General features: G+C 69.4%; 23 protein-coding genes. 21 read left to right on the forward strand and 2 right to left on the reverse strand.

What is annotated here, in order from left to right:
* The first annotated feature begins 27 nt into the window (after window positions 1–27).
* Genes WBG79_RS15665 through WBG79_RS15680 form a run of 4 tightly spaced genes read left to right on the forward strand, consistent with a single transcriptional unit; the run spans window position 28 to window position 4,044 of the window.
* Window positions 28–852, forward strand: coding sequence for an ABC transporter permease (locus WBG79_RS15665; protein ID WP_337358130.1), 825 nt, complete (start codon window positions 28–30; stop codon window positions 850–852).
* Between the two features lie 5 nt (window positions 853–857).
* Window positions 858–1,658 (forward strand): ABC transporter permease, encoded by an 801-nt coding sequence (locus tag WBG79_RS15670; protein ID WP_337358131.1) that lies wholly within the window; start codon window positions 858–860, stop codon window positions 1,656–1,658.
* The gene (locus WBG79_RS15675; RefSeq protein ID WP_337358132.1) at window positions 1,655–2,725 is read left to right on the forward strand and encodes an ABC transporter ATP-binding protein; all 1,071 of its coding nucleotides are present in this window, start codon (window positions 1,655–1,657) and stop codon (window positions 2,723–2,725) included. The genes WBG79_RS15670 and WBG79_RS15675 overlap by 4 nt, the downstream gene beginning before the upstream one ends.
* Entirely contained in the window at window positions 2,722–4,044 is a 1,323-nt protein-coding gene (locus WBG79_RS15680) for an amidohydrolase family protein (protein ID WP_337358133.1), read from the forward strand. The genes WBG79_RS15675 and WBG79_RS15680 overlap by 4 nt, the downstream gene beginning before the upstream one ends.
* 172 nt (window positions 4,045–4,216) lie before the next feature.
* Here WBG79_RS15680 and WBG79_RS15685 read toward each other — a convergent pair whose 3' ends face one another.
* Complete coding sequence (locus tag WBG79_RS15685; RefSeq protein WP_337358134.1) at window positions 4,217–4,912, reverse strand: DUF1045 domain-containing protein; 696 nt, start codon at window positions 4,910–4,912, stop codon at window positions 4,217–4,219.
* A complete protein-coding gene (locus WBG79_RS15690; RefSeq protein ID WP_337358135.1) occupies window positions 4,909–5,547 on the reverse strand; it encodes a DapH/DapD/GlmU-related protein in 639 nt (212 codons plus the stop codon). The genes WBG79_RS15685 and WBG79_RS15690 overlap by 4 nt, the downstream gene beginning before the upstream one ends.
* A gap of 160 nt (window positions 5,548–5,707) precedes the next feature.
* Between WBG79_RS15690 and phnC the strand changes: the two genes are divergently transcribed.
* From phnC to arsC, 17 genes are all read left to right on the forward strand, one after another.
* Window positions 5,708–6,502, forward strand: a complete 795-nt coding sequence (gene phnC, locus WBG79_RS15695; RefSeq protein ID WP_337358136.1) for a phosphonate ABC transporter ATP-binding protein — start codon at window positions 5,708–5,710, stop codon at window positions 6,500–6,502.
* Window positions 6,503–6,571: 69 nt separating this feature from the next.
* Window positions 6,572–7,486, forward strand: a complete 915-nt coding sequence (gene phnD / locus WBG79_RS15700) for a phosphonate ABC transporter substrate-binding protein (protein WP_337358137.1) — start codon at window positions 6,572–6,574, stop codon at window positions 7,484–7,486.
* 119 nt (window positions 7,487–7,605) lie between these two features.
* Complete coding sequence (gene phnE / locus WBG79_RS15705) at window positions 7,606–8,493, forward strand: phosphonate ABC transporter, permease protein PhnE (RefSeq protein WP_337358138.1); 888 nt, start codon at window positions 7,606–7,608, stop codon at window positions 8,491–8,493.
* Window positions 8,490–9,374 (forward strand): phosphonate ABC transporter, permease protein PhnE, encoded by an 885-nt coding sequence (gene phnE, locus WBG79_RS15710; RefSeq protein WP_443147466.1) that lies wholly within the window; start codon window positions 8,490–8,492, stop codon window positions 9,372–9,374. Before phnE (WBG79_RS15705) ends, phnE (WBG79_RS15710) begins: the two co-directional genes overlap by 4 nt.
* A gap of 76 nt (window positions 9,375–9,450) precedes the next feature.
* Window positions 9,451–9,930, forward strand: coding sequence for a phosphonate C-P lyase system protein PhnG (phnG, locus tag WBG79_RS15715; RefSeq protein WP_337358139.1), 480 nt, complete (start codon window positions 9,451–9,453; stop codon window positions 9,928–9,930).
* A gap of 8 nt (window positions 9,931–9,938) precedes the next feature.
* A complete protein-coding gene (phnH, locus tag WBG79_RS15720) occupies window positions 9,939–10,541 on the forward strand; it encodes a phosphonate C-P lyase system protein PhnH (protein ID WP_337358140.1) in 603 nt (200 codons plus the stop codon).
* 1 nt (window position 10,542) lies between these two features.
* On the forward strand, window positions 10,543–11,658 hold the full coding sequence (locus WBG79_RS15725; RefSeq protein ID WP_337358141.1) for a carbon-phosphorus lyase complex subunit PhnI: 1,116 nt from the start codon (window positions 10,543–10,545) through the stop codon (window positions 11,656–11,658).
* Window positions 11,655–12,551 carry an alpha-D-ribose 1-methylphosphonate 5-phosphate C-P-lyase PhnJ gene (locus tag WBG79_RS15730; RefSeq protein ID WP_337358142.1) on the forward strand — a complete coding sequence of 299 codons (897 nt, stop codon included), beginning with the start codon at window positions 11,655–11,657 and terminating at the stop codon, window positions 12,549–12,551. The genes WBG79_RS15725 and WBG79_RS15730 overlap by 4 nt, the downstream gene beginning before the upstream one ends.
* On the forward strand, window positions 12,544–13,320 hold the full coding sequence (phnK, locus tag WBG79_RS15735; RefSeq protein ID WP_337358143.1) for a phosphonate C-P lyase system protein PhnK: 777 nt from the start codon (window positions 12,544–12,546) through the stop codon (window positions 13,318–13,320). The genes WBG79_RS15730 and phnK overlap by 8 nt, the downstream gene beginning before the upstream one ends.
* A complete protein-coding gene (phnL, locus tag WBG79_RS15740) occupies window positions 13,317–14,021 on the forward strand; it encodes a phosphonate C-P lyase system protein PhnL (RefSeq protein WP_337358144.1) in 705 nt (234 codons plus the stop codon). Before phnK ends, phnL begins: the two co-directional genes overlap by 4 nt.
* Window positions 14,022–14,034: 13 nt before the next feature.
* A complete protein-coding gene (locus WBG79_RS15745) occupies window positions 14,035–15,204 on the forward strand; it encodes an alpha-D-ribose 1-methylphosphonate 5-triphosphate diphosphatase (protein ID WP_337358145.1) in 1,170 nt (389 codons plus the stop codon).
* Window positions 15,205–15,366: 162 nt separating this feature from the next.
* On the forward strand, window positions 15,367–16,563 hold the full coding sequence (locus WBG79_RS15750) for a DUF3419 family protein (protein WP_337358146.1): 1,197 nt from the start codon (window positions 15,367–15,369) through the stop codon (window positions 16,561–16,563).
* Entirely contained in the window at window positions 16,560–17,240 is a 681-nt protein-coding gene (locus tag WBG79_RS15755; protein WP_337358147.1) for a class I SAM-dependent methyltransferase, read from the forward strand. The genes WBG79_RS15750 and WBG79_RS15755 overlap by 4 nt, the downstream gene beginning before the upstream one ends.
* 13 nt (window positions 17,241–17,253) lie before the next feature.
* Window positions 17,254–18,105, forward strand: coding sequence for a UDP-2,3-diacylglucosamine diphosphatase (locus WBG79_RS15760; protein ID WP_337358148.1), 852 nt, complete (start codon window positions 17,254–17,256; stop codon window positions 18,103–18,105).
* On the forward strand, window positions 18,102–19,121 hold the full coding sequence (locus WBG79_RS15765) for a glycosyltransferase family 4 protein (protein WP_337358149.1): 1,020 nt from the start codon (window positions 18,102–18,104) through the stop codon (window positions 19,119–19,121). Before WBG79_RS15760 ends, WBG79_RS15765 begins: the two co-directional genes overlap by 4 nt.
* Before the next feature lie 154 nt (window positions 19,122–19,275).
* Window positions 19,276–19,977: an MIP/aquaporin family protein gene (locus tag WBG79_RS15770; protein ID WP_337358150.1), complete on the forward strand. Its 702-nt coding sequence runs from the start codon at window positions 19,276–19,278 to the stop codon at window positions 19,975–19,977.
* Window positions 19,974–20,396 (forward strand): arsenate reductase (glutaredoxin), encoded by a 423-nt coding sequence (arsC, locus tag WBG79_RS15775; protein ID WP_337358151.1) that lies wholly within the window; start codon window positions 19,974–19,976, stop codon window positions 20,394–20,396. The genes WBG79_RS15770 and arsC overlap by 4 nt, the downstream gene beginning before the upstream one ends.
* Window positions 20,397–20,421 lie beyond the last annotated feature (25 nt).

Here is a 20,421-nt window from a genome sequence, read left to right on the forward strand (position 1 = left end):
CGCCGTGGGGGGCCGGGGGTCGAGATCGTGACGCCGCGCAAGGCTTGGGGCCTCGCCCTGCCGGCCACGGTGGCCGTGCTCCTGCTGCTGGTCCTCCCCGTCCTGGCGACCCTCGGGACGACGTTCACGACCGACAAGGGGCCCTTCGCGCCCTATGCGGCCTTCTTCAACTCCGGCTTCCGCTGGGCCGCGCTGGTGCGAACGCTACAGATCGCGCTGACCACGACGGCGATCGCGCTGGTGGTGGGGTTCCTGACCGCCTATGTGGTCGCCCGGGCGCCAAAGCGGCTGAAAGGCATCCTGATCGTCGCCGCTGTCTTCCCGCTGCTCACCGGCGTGGTGGTGCGGTCCTTCGCCTGGCTCGTGATCCTCGGCAAGAACGGCATTCTCAACACTGCGCTGGTAGGGCTCGGCGTCGTGGACCAGCCCCTGCCGATGCTCTACAGCCAGGGCGCGGTCGTGGTCGGGATGGTCTACCTCTTCGTACCCCTGATGGTGCTGACGCTGACGGGCGTGCTGGAGGGCATCCCGGAGGATCTGCTGCAGGCCGCCGCTTCGCTCGGGGCCGGGCCGGCCGCGACGTTCCGGCAGGTGGTGCTGCCGATGGCGGTCCCGGGGCTGATCGTCGGCGCCGTCCTGGTCTTCACGGGCAGCTTCACCGCCTACGCGACCCCGCATCTCCTCGGGGGGGAGCGCCAGACGGTGCTCGGCACCCTCATGTACCAGCGCGCCATGGTGAGCTTCGACTGGGTCGGCGCCTCGACCATCGCGGCCGTTATGGTCGTGGTCACGCTGGCGGTCGTCGCCGTGATGACGGGTCTCGCCCGGCGTCTCAACCCGGCGACGGTGTAGCGGCCATGCCGACCCGCCTGCACCCCCTGCTCGTCGGCTTCGCGGCGCTCACCTACGTGTTCCTGGTCGGGCCGCTGGTGATCATCGTCGGGGCCGCCCTGTCGGACACGACCTACCTCACCTTCCCGCCCCGCGGCCTGTCGCTGCGCTGGTTCGAGAACATCTTCGCGGTCTCGGCCTTCACGACCACGATCGTGACCAGCCTCCAGGTCGCGCTCGCGGGGACGACGCTGGCGCTCCTGATCGGAATCCCGGCCGCCTACGCGCTGAGCCGCCATCGCGTTCACCTGCCCGGTTGGCTTTCCACCCTCTTCGTTCTGCCCGTCCTGATCCCGGAGATCGTCTTCGGCCTGTCGCTGCTCAAGTCCGTGGTGGTCGGCGCCGGCGTGCCCGTGCCGGCGGCGCTGGTACTCGGCCATACGCTGCTGGTCCTGCCCTACGCGGTCCGGGTGGTCGGGGCCAGCCTGGCGGGCTTCGACTTCGCCATCGAGGAGGCGGCGGTCAGCCTGGGGTCGCCGCCGTGGCGGACCTTCTTCACGGTCGTCCTGCCGAACATCCGGTCCGGCGTGATCGCGGCCTTCATCCTGGCCTTCATCACCTCGCTCAACGACGTGTCCATGTCGATCTTCCTCACCGGCCCGGGGGTCTCCACCCTGCCGATCCAGATCCTCGCCTATGTGGAGCAGTTCTTCGACCCGACGATCGCGTCGGTATCGGTCCTGCTGATGGGCTTCACGGTGGCCGTGATGGCGATCGTGGAGCGGACGCTCGGCCTGACCGTCCTCGCGAGGCGGCCCGGACCATGAGCGAACCCCTCGTCCTCGACCGGATCTCGGCCGTCTACGGCGAGACGCGCGTGCTGGAAGAGCTCTCTCTCGCCGTGGGGGCGGGCGAGCTCGTGTCGCTGCTGGGTGCCTCGGGATGCGGCAAGACCACGACGCTCAGGGTCGTGGCGGGCTTCCTGGAGCCGTCGGCCGGCACGGTGAGACTCGGCGCGCGCGACCTGACCCGCCTGCCCGCCCACCGGCGCGAGATCGGCCTGGTGTTCCAGACCTATGCCCTGTTCCCGCATCTGAACGTCCGCGACAACGTGGCCTTCGGGCTCAAGCAGCGCGGCGTCGGCTCGGCCGAGCGGGCGAAGCGCGCCATGGCGATGCTGGAGCGGGTCGGGCTGTCCGGCTTCGCCGACCGGCTGCCGGCGGCCCTGTCGGGAGGGCAGAGGCAGCGCGTCGCCCTCGCCCGGGCGCTGGTCATCGAGCCGCCGCTCCTGATGTTCGACGAGCCGCTGTCCAACCTGGACGCCAAGCTCCGGATCGATATGCGGGTGGAGATCCGGCAGTTGCAGCGGGCCAACCGCACGACCTCGCTCTACGTGACCCACGACCAGGAGGAGGCCTTCTCGATCTCCGACCGGGTGGCGATCATGCACCAGGGACGCGTCATGCAATACGACCGGCCGGAGGTGCTGTATCGTCGCCCGAACGGCGCCTTCACGGCCCGGTTCGTCGGGTTCGAAAACCTCGTCCCGATGCGGGTGGTGGAGCGGAACGGTCCGGCGGTGACCGCCGAGGCGCAGGGCGGGGCCCGGCTGGCGCTCGACCAGGACGGGCTCGGGGCGATCCCGGACCGGTTCGTGCTCGCCGCGCGTGCGGATGGTCTGGCGGTGGCGCCTCCGGACGCGCCCGGGGGACTGCCGGCGCGGCTGGGGCTCAGGACCTATCTCGGCCGTGCCTACCAGTACCAGTGCGAGACGGAGGCCGGCCGGATCGTCGCCAACGGGCCGCTCGGGATGCCGCTGGAGCCGGGAGCGCCGGCGCGACTGGTGCCGGTTCCCGAGCAGTGCTGCATCCTGGCGGCGGAGCCCGGCCCATGAGCACCACCCTTCTCGTCAACGCGACCCTGCTGCCCTGCGACGATGCCATGTCGGTCGTGGAGGGCGGATGGGTGGAGGTGCGGGACGACGTCGTGCAGGGGCTGGGGGCCGGTCCGCCGCCCGACCGCCCGGGCGCCGCGGTGATGGATGTCGGCGGCGACATCGTCATGCCGGGGATGGTCAATCCCCATTGCCACATGGCGATGACGCTCTTCCGGGGGCTGGGGGAGGACGTCGACGACCGGCTCTTCCGCTATGTCCTGCCGCTCGAGCGCCGCCTCGTCACGCCCGAGATGGTGCGGGTCGGGACCCGGCTCGCCGTGCTGGAGCTGATCGAGGGCGGCGTCACGACGGTCGCGGACATGTACTACTTCGAGACCGAAGTCGGCCGGGTGGTGGACGAGGCCGGCCTCAGGGGCGTGGTCGGGCAGACGCTGGCCGACTTCGACCCGCCGGATCACCGGACGATGGACGAGGGGTTCGCGCTCGTGGAGGCGCTGGCGGCCGAGTTCGCTGGGCACCCGCGCGTCACCGCCTCGATCGCGCCGCATGCGCCCTACTCGACGGACGTGCCGGTGCTGGCGCGGGTCGCGGCCTGGGCGGAGGAGCATCCGGGCGTCCCGGTGCAGATCCATCTCGCCGAAATGGACAGCGAGATGGCGTGGTGCGCGGAGCGGCACGGGCTGCGGCCGGTGCAGCTGGTCCGCAAGGCCGGGCTCCTGCGGCGCGGCCTGATCTGCGCCCATTGCCTGCATGTCGACGCCCACGACATCGCCTGCATGGCGGAGGCCGGCGCGACGGTCGCCCACAATGCGCGCTCGAACGCCAAGGCGGGGCGGGGCATCGCGCCGGTGGAGGCGATGCGGCGGGCCGGCATCCCGGTCGGGATCGCGACGGACGGACCGATGAGCGGCAACACGCTCGATCTTCTCGCCCAGTTCGGCCCCGTGACCATGCTCCAGAAGCTCGCGGGCCACAGCCGTAAGCCGATGCCCTGCGTCGAGGTGGTCCGGATGGCGACCCGGGAGGGGGCGCGCGTCCTGGGTCTGGAGGCGCGGATCGGTTCGCTGGAGCCCGGCAAGCAGGCGGACCTCGTCCGCATCGACCTCTCGTCCGCGAGGGTCCAGCCCGTCTACGACGTCTACGCGACCCTGGTCTACGCCTCGCTCGCCAGCGACGTGCGCGACGTGATGGTCGCCGGCCGCTGGCTCATGCGCGACCGCACCGTGCTGACGCTCGAGCGCAAGAAGGTGCTGCGCGACGCCGGCCAGATCGCAGCCGCGTTCCGGGCCGAGATGACGCGCATCGACGCGGGGTGACCGGCTCGGCGATGATGCGGGGAAGACTCTGTGGGGATGGGAAGTGGTGTCCCGGAAGAGAATCTAATAGGTTTCGTAATCAACCTTATGTCGGTTCATTGCTCCATGAGTGGTAACACCATCAGAAGTACCAAGGGCGGTAAAGCCGGGCAGGCTCGTTTGGCGTATCATCTCATCTAACAGGAGCAAGGACACCAGCCTTTATCACGAACGGTTCGCCGTCGGATGGCTGGGAGAAGATCGCAATTCGGTCGATGGGCATTTCCGCTTCGCCGCAGGATCGCTGATGCAGGTCCGCCAAAGCCGCTGCAACCTCGTCGACCCGCGACCCGATCGCGCCCGTCAAGGTCATATGGAAGCGGAATTCTTCTCGGACGTAGGGGTAGCCGAACCGCAGGAGATAGTCTCGCTGTCGACCCGTGAGCCGGTCCGGCCGTCGGCGAGCGATCTCGTCGGCCGTCAGAGGCGCCCGGAGCGGCTCGAAGGCGTCGACCGCTGCATCGGCGAGACCGGCGAGCGCGGGGTTCGGGCTGGCAGGAACGAGAGCCACGAAATCGCCGATCGGCCGCACGACCAATTGGACGGACGGCACAGGCCCGAGGCCTGCCGACCAGATCCGGAAGCGGTCGAGCAAGTCCTGCTCGGTCACCCCCTCCCGCAGACGGAAGGGTGCCTTGAGGGTGGCGTGGAAGCCGTAGCGCCGGGGGTCAGCCGTTGCGGCCCGCCAGGCCGCCGGCTCCCAACTCGCCGGGACGATCGGAACGACCTCCCGGGCGGCCGCGGCGTCGTAGCCGATGATCGCCGATCCGAAGTGCCAGAGCGCGCTTTCGGGAGGGGGTGCGAAGTAGATGGCGTAGCGGGCCGTCATGCGGCGGTCTCGCGGGAATGTGCCTCGAATTTCTCCAGGAACGCCTCGATGCCGAGCTGGCGGAAGTCGGGGAGCGCCGCGCGAAGCGCCTCGTGGCTCCAGTCCCACCAGGCGAGTGCCTGGAGGCGTTCGGCGACGGGCTCCGGAAAGCGGCGCTTCACCGGACCGGCCGGCACGCCGGCCACGATGGTGTAGGGGGCGACGTCCCGGGTCACGACCGCTCCGGCCGCCACGACTGCGCCGGTCCCGATGGTTCGCCCCGGCAGGACGATCGCCCCGTGGCCGATCCAGACGTCGTGCCCGATCGTGACCGGAGAGGAGCGGCGCCAGTCGAAGAAGGCCGCCTCGTCGGGCTCGCCGGGAAAATACGCCGAGGCCCGGTAGGTGAAGTGCGCCTGCGTGGCCCGATGCATCGGATGGTTGCCCGGGTTGATCCGCGTCATCGCCGCGATCGAGCAGAACTTGCCGATCGCGGTGTAGATGACGTTGCTGTCGTTCACCAGGTAGGAATAGTCGCCGAGCGTCGATTCGACGAAGGCGGTCCGCTCGCCGATCTCCGTGTAGCGCCCGAGCCCCGAGTCGCGCACGGTCGCGGTCGGGTGGATCAGCGGCTCGGGTCCGAGCACCTTGGCCATGGCATGCCTCCGGCTGTCACGTCGAGGGTGCCTTGCTGCCGCGCTACCGTGAAGGTTGGATGACGGTTTCGGGCGCCCCCGGGCCGTCCGGCCTTGTCATGAGACCGTTGCACGAGGCCGCTAGGAGGTCGTTCCGGTTCGAACGGATCGGGACTGCCCCATGCTCGTCATCGAAGGCCTGACGCGACGCTTCGGCACCAAGGCGGCGGTGGACGACGTGAGCCTGTCGATCGCGCCCGGATCCTTCGTGGGCGTGATCGGGCGCTCCGGGGCCGGCAAGTCGACGCTCCTGCGCCTCGTCAACCGGCTCAACGACCCGAGCGGCGGGCGCATCCTCTTCGAGGGCCGCGACGTGACCACCCTCAAGGGCGCCGCCCTCCGCGCCTGGCGGGCCGACTGCGCCATGATCTTCCAGCAGTTCAATCTGGTCGGCCGCCTCGACGTGCTCACCAATGTCCTGATGGGCCGGCTCAACAAGGTGTCGACCCTCTCCTCCGTGCTGCGGCTCTGGAGCGACGACGACAAGGCCGTCGCGCTCGCCGCCCTGGAGAGCTTCGACATGGGCTCCTTCACCCACCAGCGCGCCGAGAGCCTCTCGGGCGGCCAACAGCAGCGCGTCGCCATCGCGCGGGCCCTCGTCCAGGAGCCGAGGATCCTGCTCGCGGACGAGCCGATCGCCTCCCTCGACCCGCGCAACACCAAGCTCGTCATGGACGCGCTGCAGCGGGTGAACAAGGAGTTCGGCATCACCGTGCTGTGCAACCTCCATTCGCTCGACCTCGCCCGTGCCTATTGCGACCGCCTGGTCGGCATGGCGTCCGGCAGGGTCGTGTTCGACGGTCGCGCCTTCGACCTGACCGACGAGGTCGCCCGCGAACTCTACGGCCTCGAGGCCGGCGACGTCCTCGACGAGACCGAGGCAGCCGGCGCCCAGCGCGCCAAGGCCTACGCCTGACGAAACCGGCCGACGGGCCGGGGCGCCTCCCGGCCGGGCCGAATCCTAAAGACCAGGGAGCCAAGACCCATGATCACCCGTCGCGCCCTCATCGGCACCGCCGCTGTCGGGCTCGCCCTCGCGCCGACCCCCGCCCTCGCGCAGGACTGGAAGGCGAAGTATCCGGAACTCGTCTTCGCCATCATTCCGTCCGAGAACGCCTCCGGGGTGACCGAGCGCTTCGGGCCCTTCGTCGACTACCTGTCGCGCCAACTCGGCACCAAGGTAACGCTCCGCATCGCGCAGGACTACGCGGCCATCATCGAGGGGCAGCGTGCCGGCCAGATCCACATCGCGAGCTATGGTCCGGCGTCCTTCGCGCGCGCCCTCATGACCGGCGCCAAGGTCGAGGCCTTTGCGATCGAGGTGAACCAGGGCGGCGTCAAGGGCTACCACTCCGTCTTCTACGTGAAGAAGGATAGCCCCTATCAGAAGATCGAGGACCTCAAGGGCAAGAATCTCGGCCTCGTCGATCCGAACTCGACCTCGGGCAACAACGTGCCGCGCTTCGCCCTCAACGGCATGAAGATCGATCCCGAGACCTACTTCGGCAAGGTCGTCTACACCGGCAGCCACGAGAACGCGCTGATCGCGCTGAACCAGGGCACCGTCGACGTCGCGGCCAACTGGTGGAACGCCGAGGACGACTCCAACCTGACCCGCATGGCCAACAAGGGCATGCTGAAGAAGGACGACTTCCGGATCATCTTCAAGTCCGAGCAGATCGTGAATTCGCCCGTCGCCTACCTGGGCGACCTGCCCGAGGACCTGAAGAAAGGCATCCGCGAGGCCTTCTTCAACGCCGCGAAGAACGACAAGGCTGCCTTCGAGAGGCTGTCGGACGGCAAGAACGAGCCCTACCAGCCGGTCGACAACAAGGCCTACGCGCCGATCATCGAGCTCAACAAGTTCGTCGACGAGCTTCGCAAGAAGAAGGCCTCGTAAGAGGGCTCGGGTCGCGCCGAAGGGCGCGTCCTCCTCTTCTGACCATTTCAGGCAAGCCATCGCCGACGGGGGTCGAGACGACCGCCGCCGGCGCCCTTCCCGGACGGACAGGCTCCATCATGGCCGCCTCGGCGCTTCCCAGTCTCGATCCCGCGCTGCGCGACCGGCTCCAGCGGAGCTACGCGGCCGCCACCCGCGAGCGGCGAACGAGAACCCTCATGGGCCTCGCCCTGCTCGCGGCCGCCATCCTGCTGGCCGGGTGGGTGGCCGAGGTCCAGCCGGCCAAGTTCTTCGCCAATGCCGGTCGCTTCACGAAATACCTCGGAGACATCGCCCCGACGCTCTCCCTTGCGACGCTTCCGGCCGACCTCGCCGAGTGGTTCTGGGGATGGAAGCACTGGCTGGCGCTCCTCGGAGACACCATCCTGATCGCCTACGTCGGTACGCTCGCCGGCGCTCTCGGCGCCTTCGTGCTGTCCTTCCTGGCCGCCGCGAACCTTGCCCGGTCGCGCTGGGCCTGCTTCGCGGTCCGGCGTCTGCTCGAGGTCTGCCGGACCGTCCCGGAACTCGTCTTCGCCCTGGTCTTCGTGGTCGCCTTCGGGCTCGGGCCGCTGCCCGGCGTACTCGCCATCGCGATCCACACCATGGGCGCGCTCGGCAAGCTCTTCGCCGAGGTGGTCGAGAACATCGACATGAAGCCCGTTGACGGCGTGGTCTCCACCGGCGCGACCTTCGTCCAGTCGGTCCGCTTCGCCGTGGTGCCGCAGGTGCTCTCCAATTTCGCCAGCTACGCCCTGCTCCGCTTCGAGATCAACGTGCGGGGGGCAGCCATCATGGGCTTCGTGGGTGCCGGCGGCATCGGCCAGGACCTGATCGAGGCGATCCGGAAATTCTACTACACCGACGTGAGCGCGATCCTGGTGATGATCATCGCGACGGTGATGATCATCGACTTCTCTACCGAGCGGCTGCGCCACGCCCTCCTGTCCGCGGAGGCCCGGCGATGAGCATGCCCGTCGCGAACGCCCTCCCGGCCGGCCCTTTCGCGGACCTCGACCGTGCCGCCCTGGCCGCCCGCCATCCCGACATCTTCCGTCCGACCCTCCGGATGCGCCTCGTCGTGGTCGGGATCCTCCTCGCGCTCGTCGCCCTCTTCGTCTTCGGCCTGTGGCGGCTCGAGTTCTCCGCGACCCGCATCCTCTCGGGCCTCGGCCAGCTCGGCACTTTCGCGGTCCTCATGCTGCCCCCGGATCCGGGTTCCTGGTCGCGCTTCTGGCTCTTTCTCCACGGCCTGGCCGAGACTCTGGCGATCGCCTTCCTGGGCACCCTGCTGGCGGCCACGCTCGCCCTGCCGTTCGGCTTCCTGGCGGCCCGCAACGTCGTCCCGAACTGGATCTTCCACTTCGGCCTGCGGCGCTTCCTCGATACGCTCCGGGGCGTCGACACGCTGATCTGGGCGCTCGTCTGGATCAACGTCGTCGGGCTCGGCCCCTTCGCCGGGGTCCTCGCCATCATGAGCTCGGACTTCGGCGCCTTCGGCAAGCTCTTCTCCGAGGCGATCGAGACGGCGGACCGCAAGCCCGTCGAGGGCGTCGTCTCGGCGGGCGGATCGCGCCTCCACGAAGTGCGGTTCGGCCTGCTGCCGCAGGTCCTGCCCGTCATCCTCAGCCAAGTCCTCTACTACTTCGAATCCAACACCCGATCGGCCACCATCATCGGCATCGTCGGGGCCGGCGGCATCGGGCTCCACCTCTCCGAGGCGATCCGCACGCTCGAATGGCAGCAAGTCTCCGCCCTCGTCCTGATGATCCTGGTCACGGTCTCCGCCCTCGACTGGCTGTCCACGCGGCTCCGCTTCGCGGTCATCGGACGCCGAGCCGCGCCCTGATCGCCGCGGCCCTTCCCGTCATCAGAGCTTCATCGAGACGCGCCAAGAGATCCCCGCGAACGGGAAAGGGAAGATCATGGATTCGAGTGAGCGGCGGGCAGATCCCGCCGGCCCCGAAAGCGCCGCCCGCCGCCGCGCCATGGCGGCCTTCGCGGCTGCGGGGATTGCCGAATTCGAAGCCTGCGACCTCGTCGCCCGCGCCGCCGAGACGGCTACCGACCTTCGTCCGCCGGAAGCCGGACTGGTCATGGTCCGGGGCCGGATCGGGGGCGACGGCGCCGCGTTCAACCTCGGCGAAGCGACCGTGGCGCGCGCCTCGGTGCGCCTGGCGCAGGGCCCCGTCGGGCACGCGTACCGGCTCGGACGGGACACACGCACGGCCCGGCTGGCGGCGGTCGCGGACGCGCTCTGGCAGGCTCCCGCCACCCGTGCCGGCATCGAGGCGTCGATCGTGCGCCCGGTGGAGGACCGGCTCGCGGCCGAGGCCGATCTGTCGTCCCGTCGCGCCGCGGCGACCCGGGTCGACTTCTTCACGCTCGTCCGCGGCGAGGATTGAGGGAAGCCATGAACGTCCCCGTCACGGCAGCCGGCTTCGATTCCCCCGTCCACGATGCCCAGGCCACCTTCCGATCCGCCATGCGCGCCCTCGCGGAGCCGGGCACGATCCGCACCGTCGAGCCGGCGCTGGTCGCCCCCGGTCCGGTCGGCCCGGCGGTCGCGGCCCTTCTCCTGGCGCTCGCCGACTTTGAGACGCCGGTCTGGCTCGACGCCGGTACGCTCGCCGCGCCGGGCCTCGCCGACTTCCTCCGCTTCCAGACCGGCGCCCCGGTCACCGCCGACCCGGGCCGCGCTTCCTTCGGGGTCGTCAGCGACCCGGCCGCCTTCGAGGGCCTTGACCGCTTCGCCCAGGGCACCCTCGAGTATCCGGACCGGTCGACGACCCTCATCGTCCAGGTCGCGTCTCTCGCGGCGGGCGGTCCGTTCCGGCTCTCCGGTCCCGGCATCCCCGGCGAGCGGCGGCTCGCGGTGGCGCCGGAGATTCCGGGCCTCGTCGAGAGCCTGTCGCGCAACCACGAGCGCTTCCCGCGCGGCGTCGACCTGATCCTTGCCGCCGGTGACCGGATCGTCGGACTGCCCCGGACCACCCGCGTCATGAGGGACCTCTGACATGTACGTCGCCGTCAAGGGTGGCGAGAAGGCCATCGCGCATGCCCATCGGCTGCTCGCGCACGAGCGCCGTGGCGACCCGTCCGTCCCTGAGATCTCTACGGAGCAGATCGCCGGCCAGCTCGCCCTGGCGGTCGATCGTGTCATGGCCGAGGGCTCGCTCTACGACCCGGAGATCGCCAGCCTGGCCGTCAAGCAGGCACGCGGCGACCTGATCGAGGCCATCTTCCTGGTTCGCGCCTACCGCACCACGCTGCCCCGCTTCGGCTATTCGGCGCCCGTGGACACCGGCCGCATGGCCGTCGTCCGGCGCGTCTCCGCCACCTACAAGGACTTGCCCGGCGGGCAGGTGCTGGGACCGACCTTCGACTACACCCACCGGCTGATCGACTTCGATCTCCACCAGGGCGGCATTCCGGACGCCCCGGCCGAGGCCGCCGTCCCGTTGGAGAGCGCGCCCCACGTCACGGCGCTCCTGGACGGGGAAGGCCTCATCGAGCCCAACCCGGCCCCGGTCCCCGGCCCCGACGGCGCGCCGGCGGAGCCGGGCGACCTGACCCGAGAGCCGCTCGCGTTTCCGGCCGGGCGCGACCTGCGGCTGCAGAACCTGGCCCGCGGCGACGAGGGTTTCGTGCTTTCGCTCGGCTATTCCACCCAGCGCGGCTACGGCCGGACCCACGCCTTCGCGGGAGAGATCCGCATCGGCGACGTGGAGGTCGAATTCTTCGCCGAGGAGCTCGGCTTCGCGGTCCCGCTCGGCCGGCTGCCCCTGACCGAATGCGAGATGGTCAACCAGTTCAAGGGCTCGGCCAGCGTGCCGCCCCAGTTCACGCGCGGCTACGGGCTCGTCTTCGGCCAGCTGGAGCGCAAGGCCATGTCGATGGCGCTCGTCGACCGGGCCCTGCGCGCCGCCGAACTCGGCGAGGAGGTCGGTGCCCCGGCCCAGGACGAGGAGTTCGTCCTCTCGCATTCCGACAACGTCCAGGCCACCGGCTTCGTCGAGCACCTGAAGCTGCCGCACTACGTCGACTTCCAGGCGGAACTGGGCCTGGTTCGGCGCATGCGGCGCGAGCATGCCGAGCGCGTCGCGGACGGCGCCAGGGAGGCCGCCGAATGACATCCGCCGCGACCTACAACTTCGCCTATCTCGACGAGCAGACGAAGCGGATGATCCGCCGTGCCATCCTGAAGGCGATCGCCATTCCGGGCTATCAGGTGCCCTTCGCGTCCCGCGAGATGCCGATGCCCTACGGGTGGGGCACCGGCGGCGTGCAGGTCACCGCCGCGATCCTCGGCCGGGACGACGTTCTCAAGGTCATCGACCAGGGCTCGGACGACACCACCAACGCGGTCTCGATCCGGGCCTTCTTCCAGAAGACCGCCCGCGTGGCGACCACCACCCGGACCGCGGAGGCGACGGTCGTCCAGACGCGCCACAGGATTCCCGAGGAGCCGCTCCGGACCGGTCAGATCCTCGTCTACCAGGTCCCCATTCCCGAGCCGCTCCGCTTCCTGGAGCCGCGCGAGACGGAGACTCGCAAGATGCACGCGCTCGCCGAGTACGGCCTCATGCACGTCAAGCTCTACGAGGACATCGCCCGTCACGGACATATCGCGACCACCTACGCCTACCCGGTCGTGGTCGCCGGGCGGTACCTGATGGATCCCTCGCCGACACCGAAATTCGACAATCCGAAGATGCATCTCTCGCCGGCCCTGCAGCTCTTCGGCGCGGGCCGCGAGAAGCGCATCTACGCCATACCGCCGCACACCCGCGTGGTGAGCCTCGACTTCGAGGACCACCCCTTCGAGGTCAACCGCTTCGACCGGCCCTGCGCGCTCTGCGGGGCCGACGGCGCCTACCTCGACGAGGTCCTCCTCGACGACCGCGGCGGCCGGATGTTCGTCTGCTCGGACACGGACTTCTGCGAAACCCGGCGCGCGGCCGGCCATCGCGGCGAACTCGCCCCGCCACGCGCCGCTGCCGAGGGGGGCTTTGCCCATGACTGAAGATCTGCCGCTCCTGTCCGCCCGCAGCCTCGGCAAGCGCTACGGTCACCGCGTCGGCTGCGAAGGGGTGACCTTCGACCTCTACCCCGGCGAGGTGCTCGCCGTGGTCGGCGAATCCGGCTCCGGCAAGTCGACCCTGCTCTCCGTGCTCTCCACGCGCCTGGAGCCGACCGCCGGCCGCGTCGAGTACCGCATGCGCGACGGGGTGATGCGGGACGTCTTCCTGCTCAACGAGGCGGAGCGCCGGCTCCTGATGCGCACCGACTGGGGCTTCGTGCACCAGGATCCGCGCGAAGGCCTGCGCATGGCGGTGTCGGCCGGTGGCAACGTGGGCGAACGCCTGATGGCCGTCGGCGAGCGTCACTACGGCCGCATCCGCGCGACCGCGGAGGATTGGCTCGCCCGCGTCGAGATCGACGTCTCGCGCATCGACGATGCCCCGCGCACCTATTCGGGCGGCATGCGCCAGCGCCTGCAGATCGCCCGCAACCTGGTCACCGCGCCGCGCCTCGTCTTCATGGACGAGCCGACGGGCGGCCTCGACGTCTCCGTGCAGGCGCGCCTGCTCGACCTCCTGCGCGGGCTCGTCGCCGACCTCGGCCTGGCGGTCGTCATCGTCACCCACGACCTCGCGGTCGCTCGCCTCCTGTCGCATCGGATCATGGTCATGCGCCAGGGACGCGTGATCGAGACCGGCCTTACCGACCAGGTGCTGGACGACCCGCGCGAGGCCTACACGCAGCTCCTCGTCTCCTCGGTGCTCGCATGACCGCGCTGATCCGCCTCGACGGCGTCTCGAAGACCTTCACCATGCACCTGCAGGGCGGGAAGCGCCTGCCCGTGGTGGCCGGCGTCTCCCTCGCGGTCGAGCCGGGCGAATGCGTCGTGCTCGGGGGGCCCTCCGGCGCCGGCAAGTCGTCGATCCTCAAGATGATCTACGGCAACTATCGCTGCGATGCGGGACGTATCCTGGTCGGCCGTCCCGGCGACGCCGTCGACGTGGCCTCGGCCGAGCCGCGCCGGATCGTCGGCCTGCGCCGGACGACTCTCGGCTACGTCAGCCAGTTCCTCCGCACCATCCCGCGCGTCTCCGCCCTCGATCTGGTCGCCGCCGCCGCGCGGGAGCAGGGTATCCCGACCGAGGACGCCATGGCCCGGGCACGCCGCCTGCTGAGCCGCCTCAACGTGCCCGAGCGTCTCTGGTCCCTGCCGCCCGCGACCTTCTCGGGCGGTGAGCAGCAGCGGGTCAACATCGCCCGGGGTTTCGTGGGCGACCATGCCGCCCTGCTCCTCGACGAGCCGACCGCCTCGCTCGACGCCCTGAACCGCGCCGCCGTCGTGGCCCTGATCGAGGAGAAGAAGGCGCAAGGCGTCGCCCTCCTCGGGATCTTCCACGACGAGGACGTGCGCGACCAAGTCGCCGACCGGATCCTCGACGTCACCCGCTTCGCCGTGCCCGCAGCCGCCTGACCGGAACCCGTCCATGCTGAAGAGAACGACTCCCGCCGAGTCCAGCGCCAGCATCGCCCTGGCGGCCCGCCGCATCGTCCTGCGTGACCGGGAGATCGCCGGGACCGTGGTGATCTCGCACGGCATGATCACCGACGTCGAGGAAGGGCGACTGGATGCCCAGGCGATCGACTGCGGCGACGACGTCCTCATTCCCGGCCTCGTCGAGCTGCACACGGATCATCTCGAGCCCCACTACTCTCCCCGCCCGAAGGTCTTCTGGCGCCCGCTCTCCGCCGTCTTCGCCTACGACGCCCAAATCGCCGCGTCGGGCATCACCACGGTCTTCGACAGCCTGAGGGCCGGTTCGGACGGGGACCGGCACTCCCTCGGTGCCGGGCTGATCGCCCTGGGCGAAGCGATCGAAGAGGCGAAGGCGACCGGCCTTCTGCGCGCCGACCACCACACCCACCTGCGTTGCGAAATCTGCTCGCCGGACGTGATCGACATGGCGACCGCCTTCGTCGACCGCTTCGACGTCCGCCTCATGTCTCTCATGGACCACACGCCGGGGATGCGGCAGTTCCGCGACGAGGACAAGCTGCGGGACTACTACCGTGGCAAGAGCTCCAAGTCGGAGGCTGAACTCGACGCCTACATGGCGGGCCGGAAGGACATGCACGCCCGCTTCGCGGCAACGCACCGCCGCGGCCTCGTGGACCTGGCGAAGCGGAACGGCATCGCCATGGCGAGCCACGACGACACCACGCTCGATCATGTCCGGGAGTCCCTGGCGGACGGCGTGGCGGTCGCCGAGTTTCCGACCACCATGGAGGCGGCCCGCGCCTCCCACGACTCCGGTCTCGCCGTCCTGATGGGAGCACCCAACGTGGTGCGGGGCGGCTCCCATTCCGGCAACGTATCGGCCCTCGATCTGGCAGCCGCCGGCGTCCTCGACATCCTGTCGTCCGACTACGTCCCGACCAGCCTCATAGAGGGCGCTTTCCGGCTCGCGGCCGTTCCGGCCATGGGCGGTCTGCCGGGCGCGATCCGCACTGTGACCTGGGGCCCGGCGCATGCGACGGGCCTGCACGACCGCGGGGAGATCGCGCCGGGGCGGCGCGGGGATCTCGTGCGCGTCGCGATGGTCGGAGGGCATCCGGTCGCGCGCGAAGTCTATCGGTTGGGCCGGCGGATCTGTTGACCGCGGCCACTCGGAAATCGTTCACCGGCGTGTCACAGGAGTTTCATCGGGTATCGGTAGCAGAGTCTCGTCGAACCGCGCGAATCGCCGGCTTCCCAGACCGAGGTTCTGATGACTTTCGAGCCTGTCGCACATCTCGAGCCCCGCTCGACTCTCGACCGGTTGAACGCTGCCGTCGGCGTGACCCGAGCCATGTCGGCGAAGAACTTGCTGGACCGGCTCTTTGCATGGGCCTTCACAGACCTGGTCTATGCCCAGATCTGGGAGGATCCGGTCGTCGACATGCACGCCCTCGGCCTGCGACCGGGGCTCCATATGGTCGCGATCGCATCCGGCGGCTGCAACGTGCTCTCGTATCTGGCGCGCGAACAGCTGCGCATCACGGCGGTCGACCTGAATCCGGCCCACGTGGCCTACGGGCGTCTGCGCAAGGCCGCCGCCCAGGTCATTCGCGACTACCCCACCTTCGCCGGGCTCGTCACCGGGACCGCGGGCCGGGCCAATCGCGAGATCTACGCCGCACATCTGCGGGAACGCCTGGACCCGGAGACCCGCGCCTGGTGGGAGTCCCGAGGCCGCCTCCGCATGCTCGAGGACAACCCGTTTCGATACGGGCTGCTCGGCCGCTTCATCCGAGCCTCGCATGGCCTTGCGCGGCTCTACGGCGTCGACCCGCGGGCGATGCTGCGGGCGAGAACCCGCGACGAGCAGATCCGCATCTTCGAGACCCACCTGGCGCCGCTTTTCGACCGGGCCGTCCTGCGCTGGCTCGCGTCGCGTTCGGTCTCCCTGTACGGCCTCGGGATACCCTCGGCACAGTATGAAGTTCTGGCCTGCGGCAGGCCCATGGCGGATGTTCTGCGCGAGCGCCTCCGCCGCCTGGCCTGCGACCACGACCTGGCCGACAACTACTTTGCCCGCCAGGCCTTCGGCCTGCGCTACGAGGGCGGTGAGCCGCCGCCCTACCTGGATCCGCAATCCTTCCCTCGCCTGCAGGCGAATGCGGCAGGCCTCGAGATCCTCAACAGATCCTACACGGACCACCTGAGGACGCTGTCTCCGGCCAGCGTGGATCGTTACGTGCTTCTCGACGCGCAGGACTGGATGAACGACCGCCAACTCGCGGAACTCTGGGGCGAGATCACCCGGACGGCTCGCCCGGGTGCCCGCGTGATCTTCCGCACGGCTGCCGAGCCGACGATCCTGCCCGGCCGCGTTCCCCACGAGATCCTGACCCGCTGGACCTACCAGCAAACGTTGTCCGAGCACCTGCACGGCCGGGACCGCTCGGCCATCTACGGTGGCTTTCATCTCTATGTATTCGGCCAAGGTCCGGGCGAAGAGGGGGACGCTCCATGACAGTCGCGGCAAATACCGACCACGCCTCCCTGATGGATCGGATGTACCGCCACCAACGGTACTTCTATGACCCGACCCGCAAGTATTACCTGCTCGGCCGCGACAAGCTGCTGCGGTCGATGGATCCGCCGCAGGGTGGTTCGGTGCTGGAAATCGGCTGCGGCACCGGACGCAATCTCGTCCTGCTCGGGCAGCTGCGGCCCGATCTCAAGCTCCATGGCCTGGATGTCTCGGCGGTGATGCTGCAGACCGCGGGCGACCGCGTCGCCCGAGCGAAGCTGACCTCGCGTGTTCGACTGGCAACGGCCGACGCCTCGCGGGCCGACCCGCGCCGGGTGTTCCGGTGCGACGGCTTCGACCGCGTCTTCTTCTCCTACACGCTGTCGATGATCCCGGACTGGCAGTCGGCCCTCGCGCTCGGCGTCGACGCTCTGTCGCCGGGTGGCGAACTCCACATCGTCGACTTCGGAGGGCAGTCCGGCTTGCCCAGGCTCTTCCGTTCGGGGCTGTCCGGCTGGCTCCGGCTTTTCCACGTGGCCCCACGCCCGGTCGAATTCTATCGCGAACTGCGGTCCCTCGCGCGGCCCCTCCGCGCCGGCGTCGACCAGAAGCAGCCCTATCTTGGCTATGCCTGGTCGGCCGTCCTGCGCCGTCCCGGTCTCGGAGCGGCCATCTGAGGAGAACGATGCCATGCTCGATCGGCCGAGACCGCACGAGCCGGACGAAGCGGAGCCCCTCCCGCGCCGAGTCCGGGCTTTGTTCCTGTCCGACGTGCACCTGGGAGCCAGGGCCTGCCAGGCCGACCTGCTTCTGGATTTCCTGCGCTACCACGATGCCGAGCGCATCTACCTCGTGGGAGACATCGTCGACGGCTGGAAGCTGCGCCGCACCTGGTATTGGCCGCAGAGCCACAACGACGTGGTGCAGAAGCTGTTGCGCAAGGGGCGGAAGGGGGCCGAGATCGTCTATCTGCCCGGCAATCACGACGAGTTCCTGCGTGACTACCTGGACGGTCAGTTCGGCAGCGTGCTGGTGCTCGATCGGGCGGTGCACGAGGCCCTGGACGGCCGTCGCTATCTCGTCCTGCACGGGGATCAGTTCGACCTCGTCGTTCGCAACATGCGCTGGCTGGCCTTCTTCGGCGACAAGGCCTACGACCTGGCCATATGGGCCAACACATGGCTGAACGCCCTGAGGCGACGCTTCGGTTTCGGGTACTGGTCGCTCTCCGCCTGGGCCAAATCGAAGGTGAAGAACGCCGTAAACTTCATCGGCGCCTTCGAGGACGTCTTGTCGGAGGCGGCCCGCTCGGCCGGAGCGGACGGCGTCATCTGCGGCCACATCCACCATGCCGTGATCCGGGACATCGGCCGCTGCCGCTACATCAACACCGGGGACTGGGTGGAGAGCTGTACCGCCATCGTGGAAACGCACGAGGGCCGGTTCGAACTGATCCGTTGGACGAAGCGTACCGGATCGGAGTGGGATTCCGATGTGCTCGGTCAGGCGGCCATGCTGCGGACAGTCCTGGACGTTGCATGAAGGTCCTCATCGCTACCGACGCCTGGCATCCGCAGATCAACGGGGTGGTCCGCACTCTGGAGCGCCTCGTCGAGACGCTGGACCGGCTGGGCGTGGCGGCGGAGGTCGTCTCGCCCCAGGGTCGCCCCTCGCTCCCCTGTCCGGGCTACCCGGAGATCAGACTGGGGGCGATATCGGCCGCCTCGGTCGCCGATCGATTCCGGCGGTCGGGCGCCACCGACCTCCACGTGGCGACGGAGGGCCCCGTCGGCCTGGCGGCCCGTCGGGCCTCTCGCCACCTCGCGCTCGGCTTCTCGACCTCGTTCCACACCCGCTTCGCGGAGTATCTGGCGGCCCGCGTCCCCGTTCCGATCGATTGGACCTACGCCTGGCTCCGGCGCTTCCACAATGCCGGGCTCTCCTGCATGGTGGCGACAGAGAGCCTCCGACAGATCCTGGCCGCTCGCGGGTTCCTTCGGCTCGACCCGTGGTCGCGGGGCGTGGATCTCGATCGGTTCCGGCCCGTCCCCGGCGCTCTGCCCCATGTGCCGCGACCCGTCTTTCTGTCCGTCGGCCGGGTCGCGGTGGAGAAGAACCTGCCGGCCTTCCTGGACCTCGACCTGCCCGGGACGAAGGTCGTGGTCGGTGACGGGCCGGCGCTCCCGGCGCTCAAGGCGGCCTACCCCTCGGTTGTTTTCACAGGTTCGGCCACCGGGGACGCGCTCGCGGCGCTTTACAGCGCGGCGGATGTCTTCGTCTTTCCCTCGGTGACGGACACCTTCGGCAACGTCATCCTCGAGGCGCTCGCCTGCGGTGTGCCGATCGCAGCCTTCCCCGTGATGGGCCCGGTGGACATCCTGGGCGGCTCGCGCGCGGGCGTGATCGATCGCGACCTGCGAGCCGCCGCCCTCGGTGCCCTTCGGTTGTCCCGGGACTGCGCAAGGGCGCATGCGGCACGCTTCACCTGGGAAGCCTCGGCGCGGCAGTTCGTCACGAACCTCGAACATGTGCGCCGGCGGGCGGGCGCGCGGCCGTGACCGAGCGGATCCCGGACGCACCCACTCCCGTCCTTATGCAAAGGGACCCCCAATGGGGAGACCGGGAACGTGAGCCGGACGGTGATCGGCCCCGGCTGTTTACCGCCGGCGAGCAGCCTGAACACCCTGACGTTCTCGTGAAAAGGGATGCCTCATGGATGGTTTCGAAATTCAGCGGCGAGTGGCGGCCGAAGCCCTTGGTACCGGCATGCTGGTCGCGACAGTGATCGGGTCGGGGATCATGGCCGAGAAACTGACCAATGACACGGCCCTGGCTCTGCTCTGCAACACCTTGCCGACCGGAGCCGTGCTTGCGGTGCTGATCACGATACTCGCACCCCTCTCGGGAGCCCACCTCAACCCCGCCGTCACCGGCATGTTCTGGCTGGCGGGACGCCATCCCGCTGGAGAGGTCCTTCCGTACATCGTTGCCCAAGTGGTCGGCGGACTGGTCGGCGCCGTCGTTTCACACATGATGTTCGCGCTGCCTCTGATCGACCTTTCGGTCAAGGCGCGAACGGGTCCGGCGCAGTGGTTCTCGGAAGGCGTGGCGACGTTCGGACTGATCGTCACCATCGTGGCAGGGCTTCGATTTCGGCACGGCGCCGTGCCTTGGATCGTGGGGCTCTACATCACGGCCGCCTACTGGTTCACGGCGTCGACCAGTTTCGCCAATCCCGCGGTCGCCATCGCTCGGTCCATCTCGAACACCTTTGCCGGCATCAGGCCGGTCGACGTTCCGGCTTTCATCGTGGCGCAGCTGGCCGGTGCATCGATCGCGATTTTCCTTCTGCAGTGGCTCCTCAATTCACCGTCGCAGACCGGATCCGCCGCTTCCCCGGAGCAGGAACCATGACCATCGTCATCTACCATCATCCGGACTGCGGGACGTCCCGCAACGTCCTGCGGATCATCGAGGCGGCCGGCTACGCGCCGACCGTCATCGAATACCTGAAGACCGGTTGGACCCGCCCGCAATTGCTCGGGCTCTTCGCGGCAGCGGCCCTGACGCCCCGCACGGCGCTTCGGGAGACCAAGTCGCCCGCGGCCGAGATGGGGCTGCTCGGGCCCGAGGTCGACGACGAAACCCTCCTCGCCGCCATGGTGAGCCACCCGGTTCTCGTCAACCGGCCGATCGTCTGCACGCGGAAGGGCGTCCGGCTGTGCCGTCCGAGCGAGACGGTTCTCGACCTTCTCGACCGATGGCCGCCGGGCCCGCTCTCCAAGGAGGACGGGACCCCCCTGCTGGACGCAGAGGGGCGCAGGGTCGGATGACGGCGCATCGGCCCCCGGGGCCGGA

Origin of the sequence: Prosthecomicrobium sp. N25 (assembly GCF_037203705.1) — a bacterium.
GTDB lineage: Bacteria > Pseudomonadota > Alphaproteobacteria > Rhizobiales > Ancalomicrobiaceae > Prosthecodimorpha.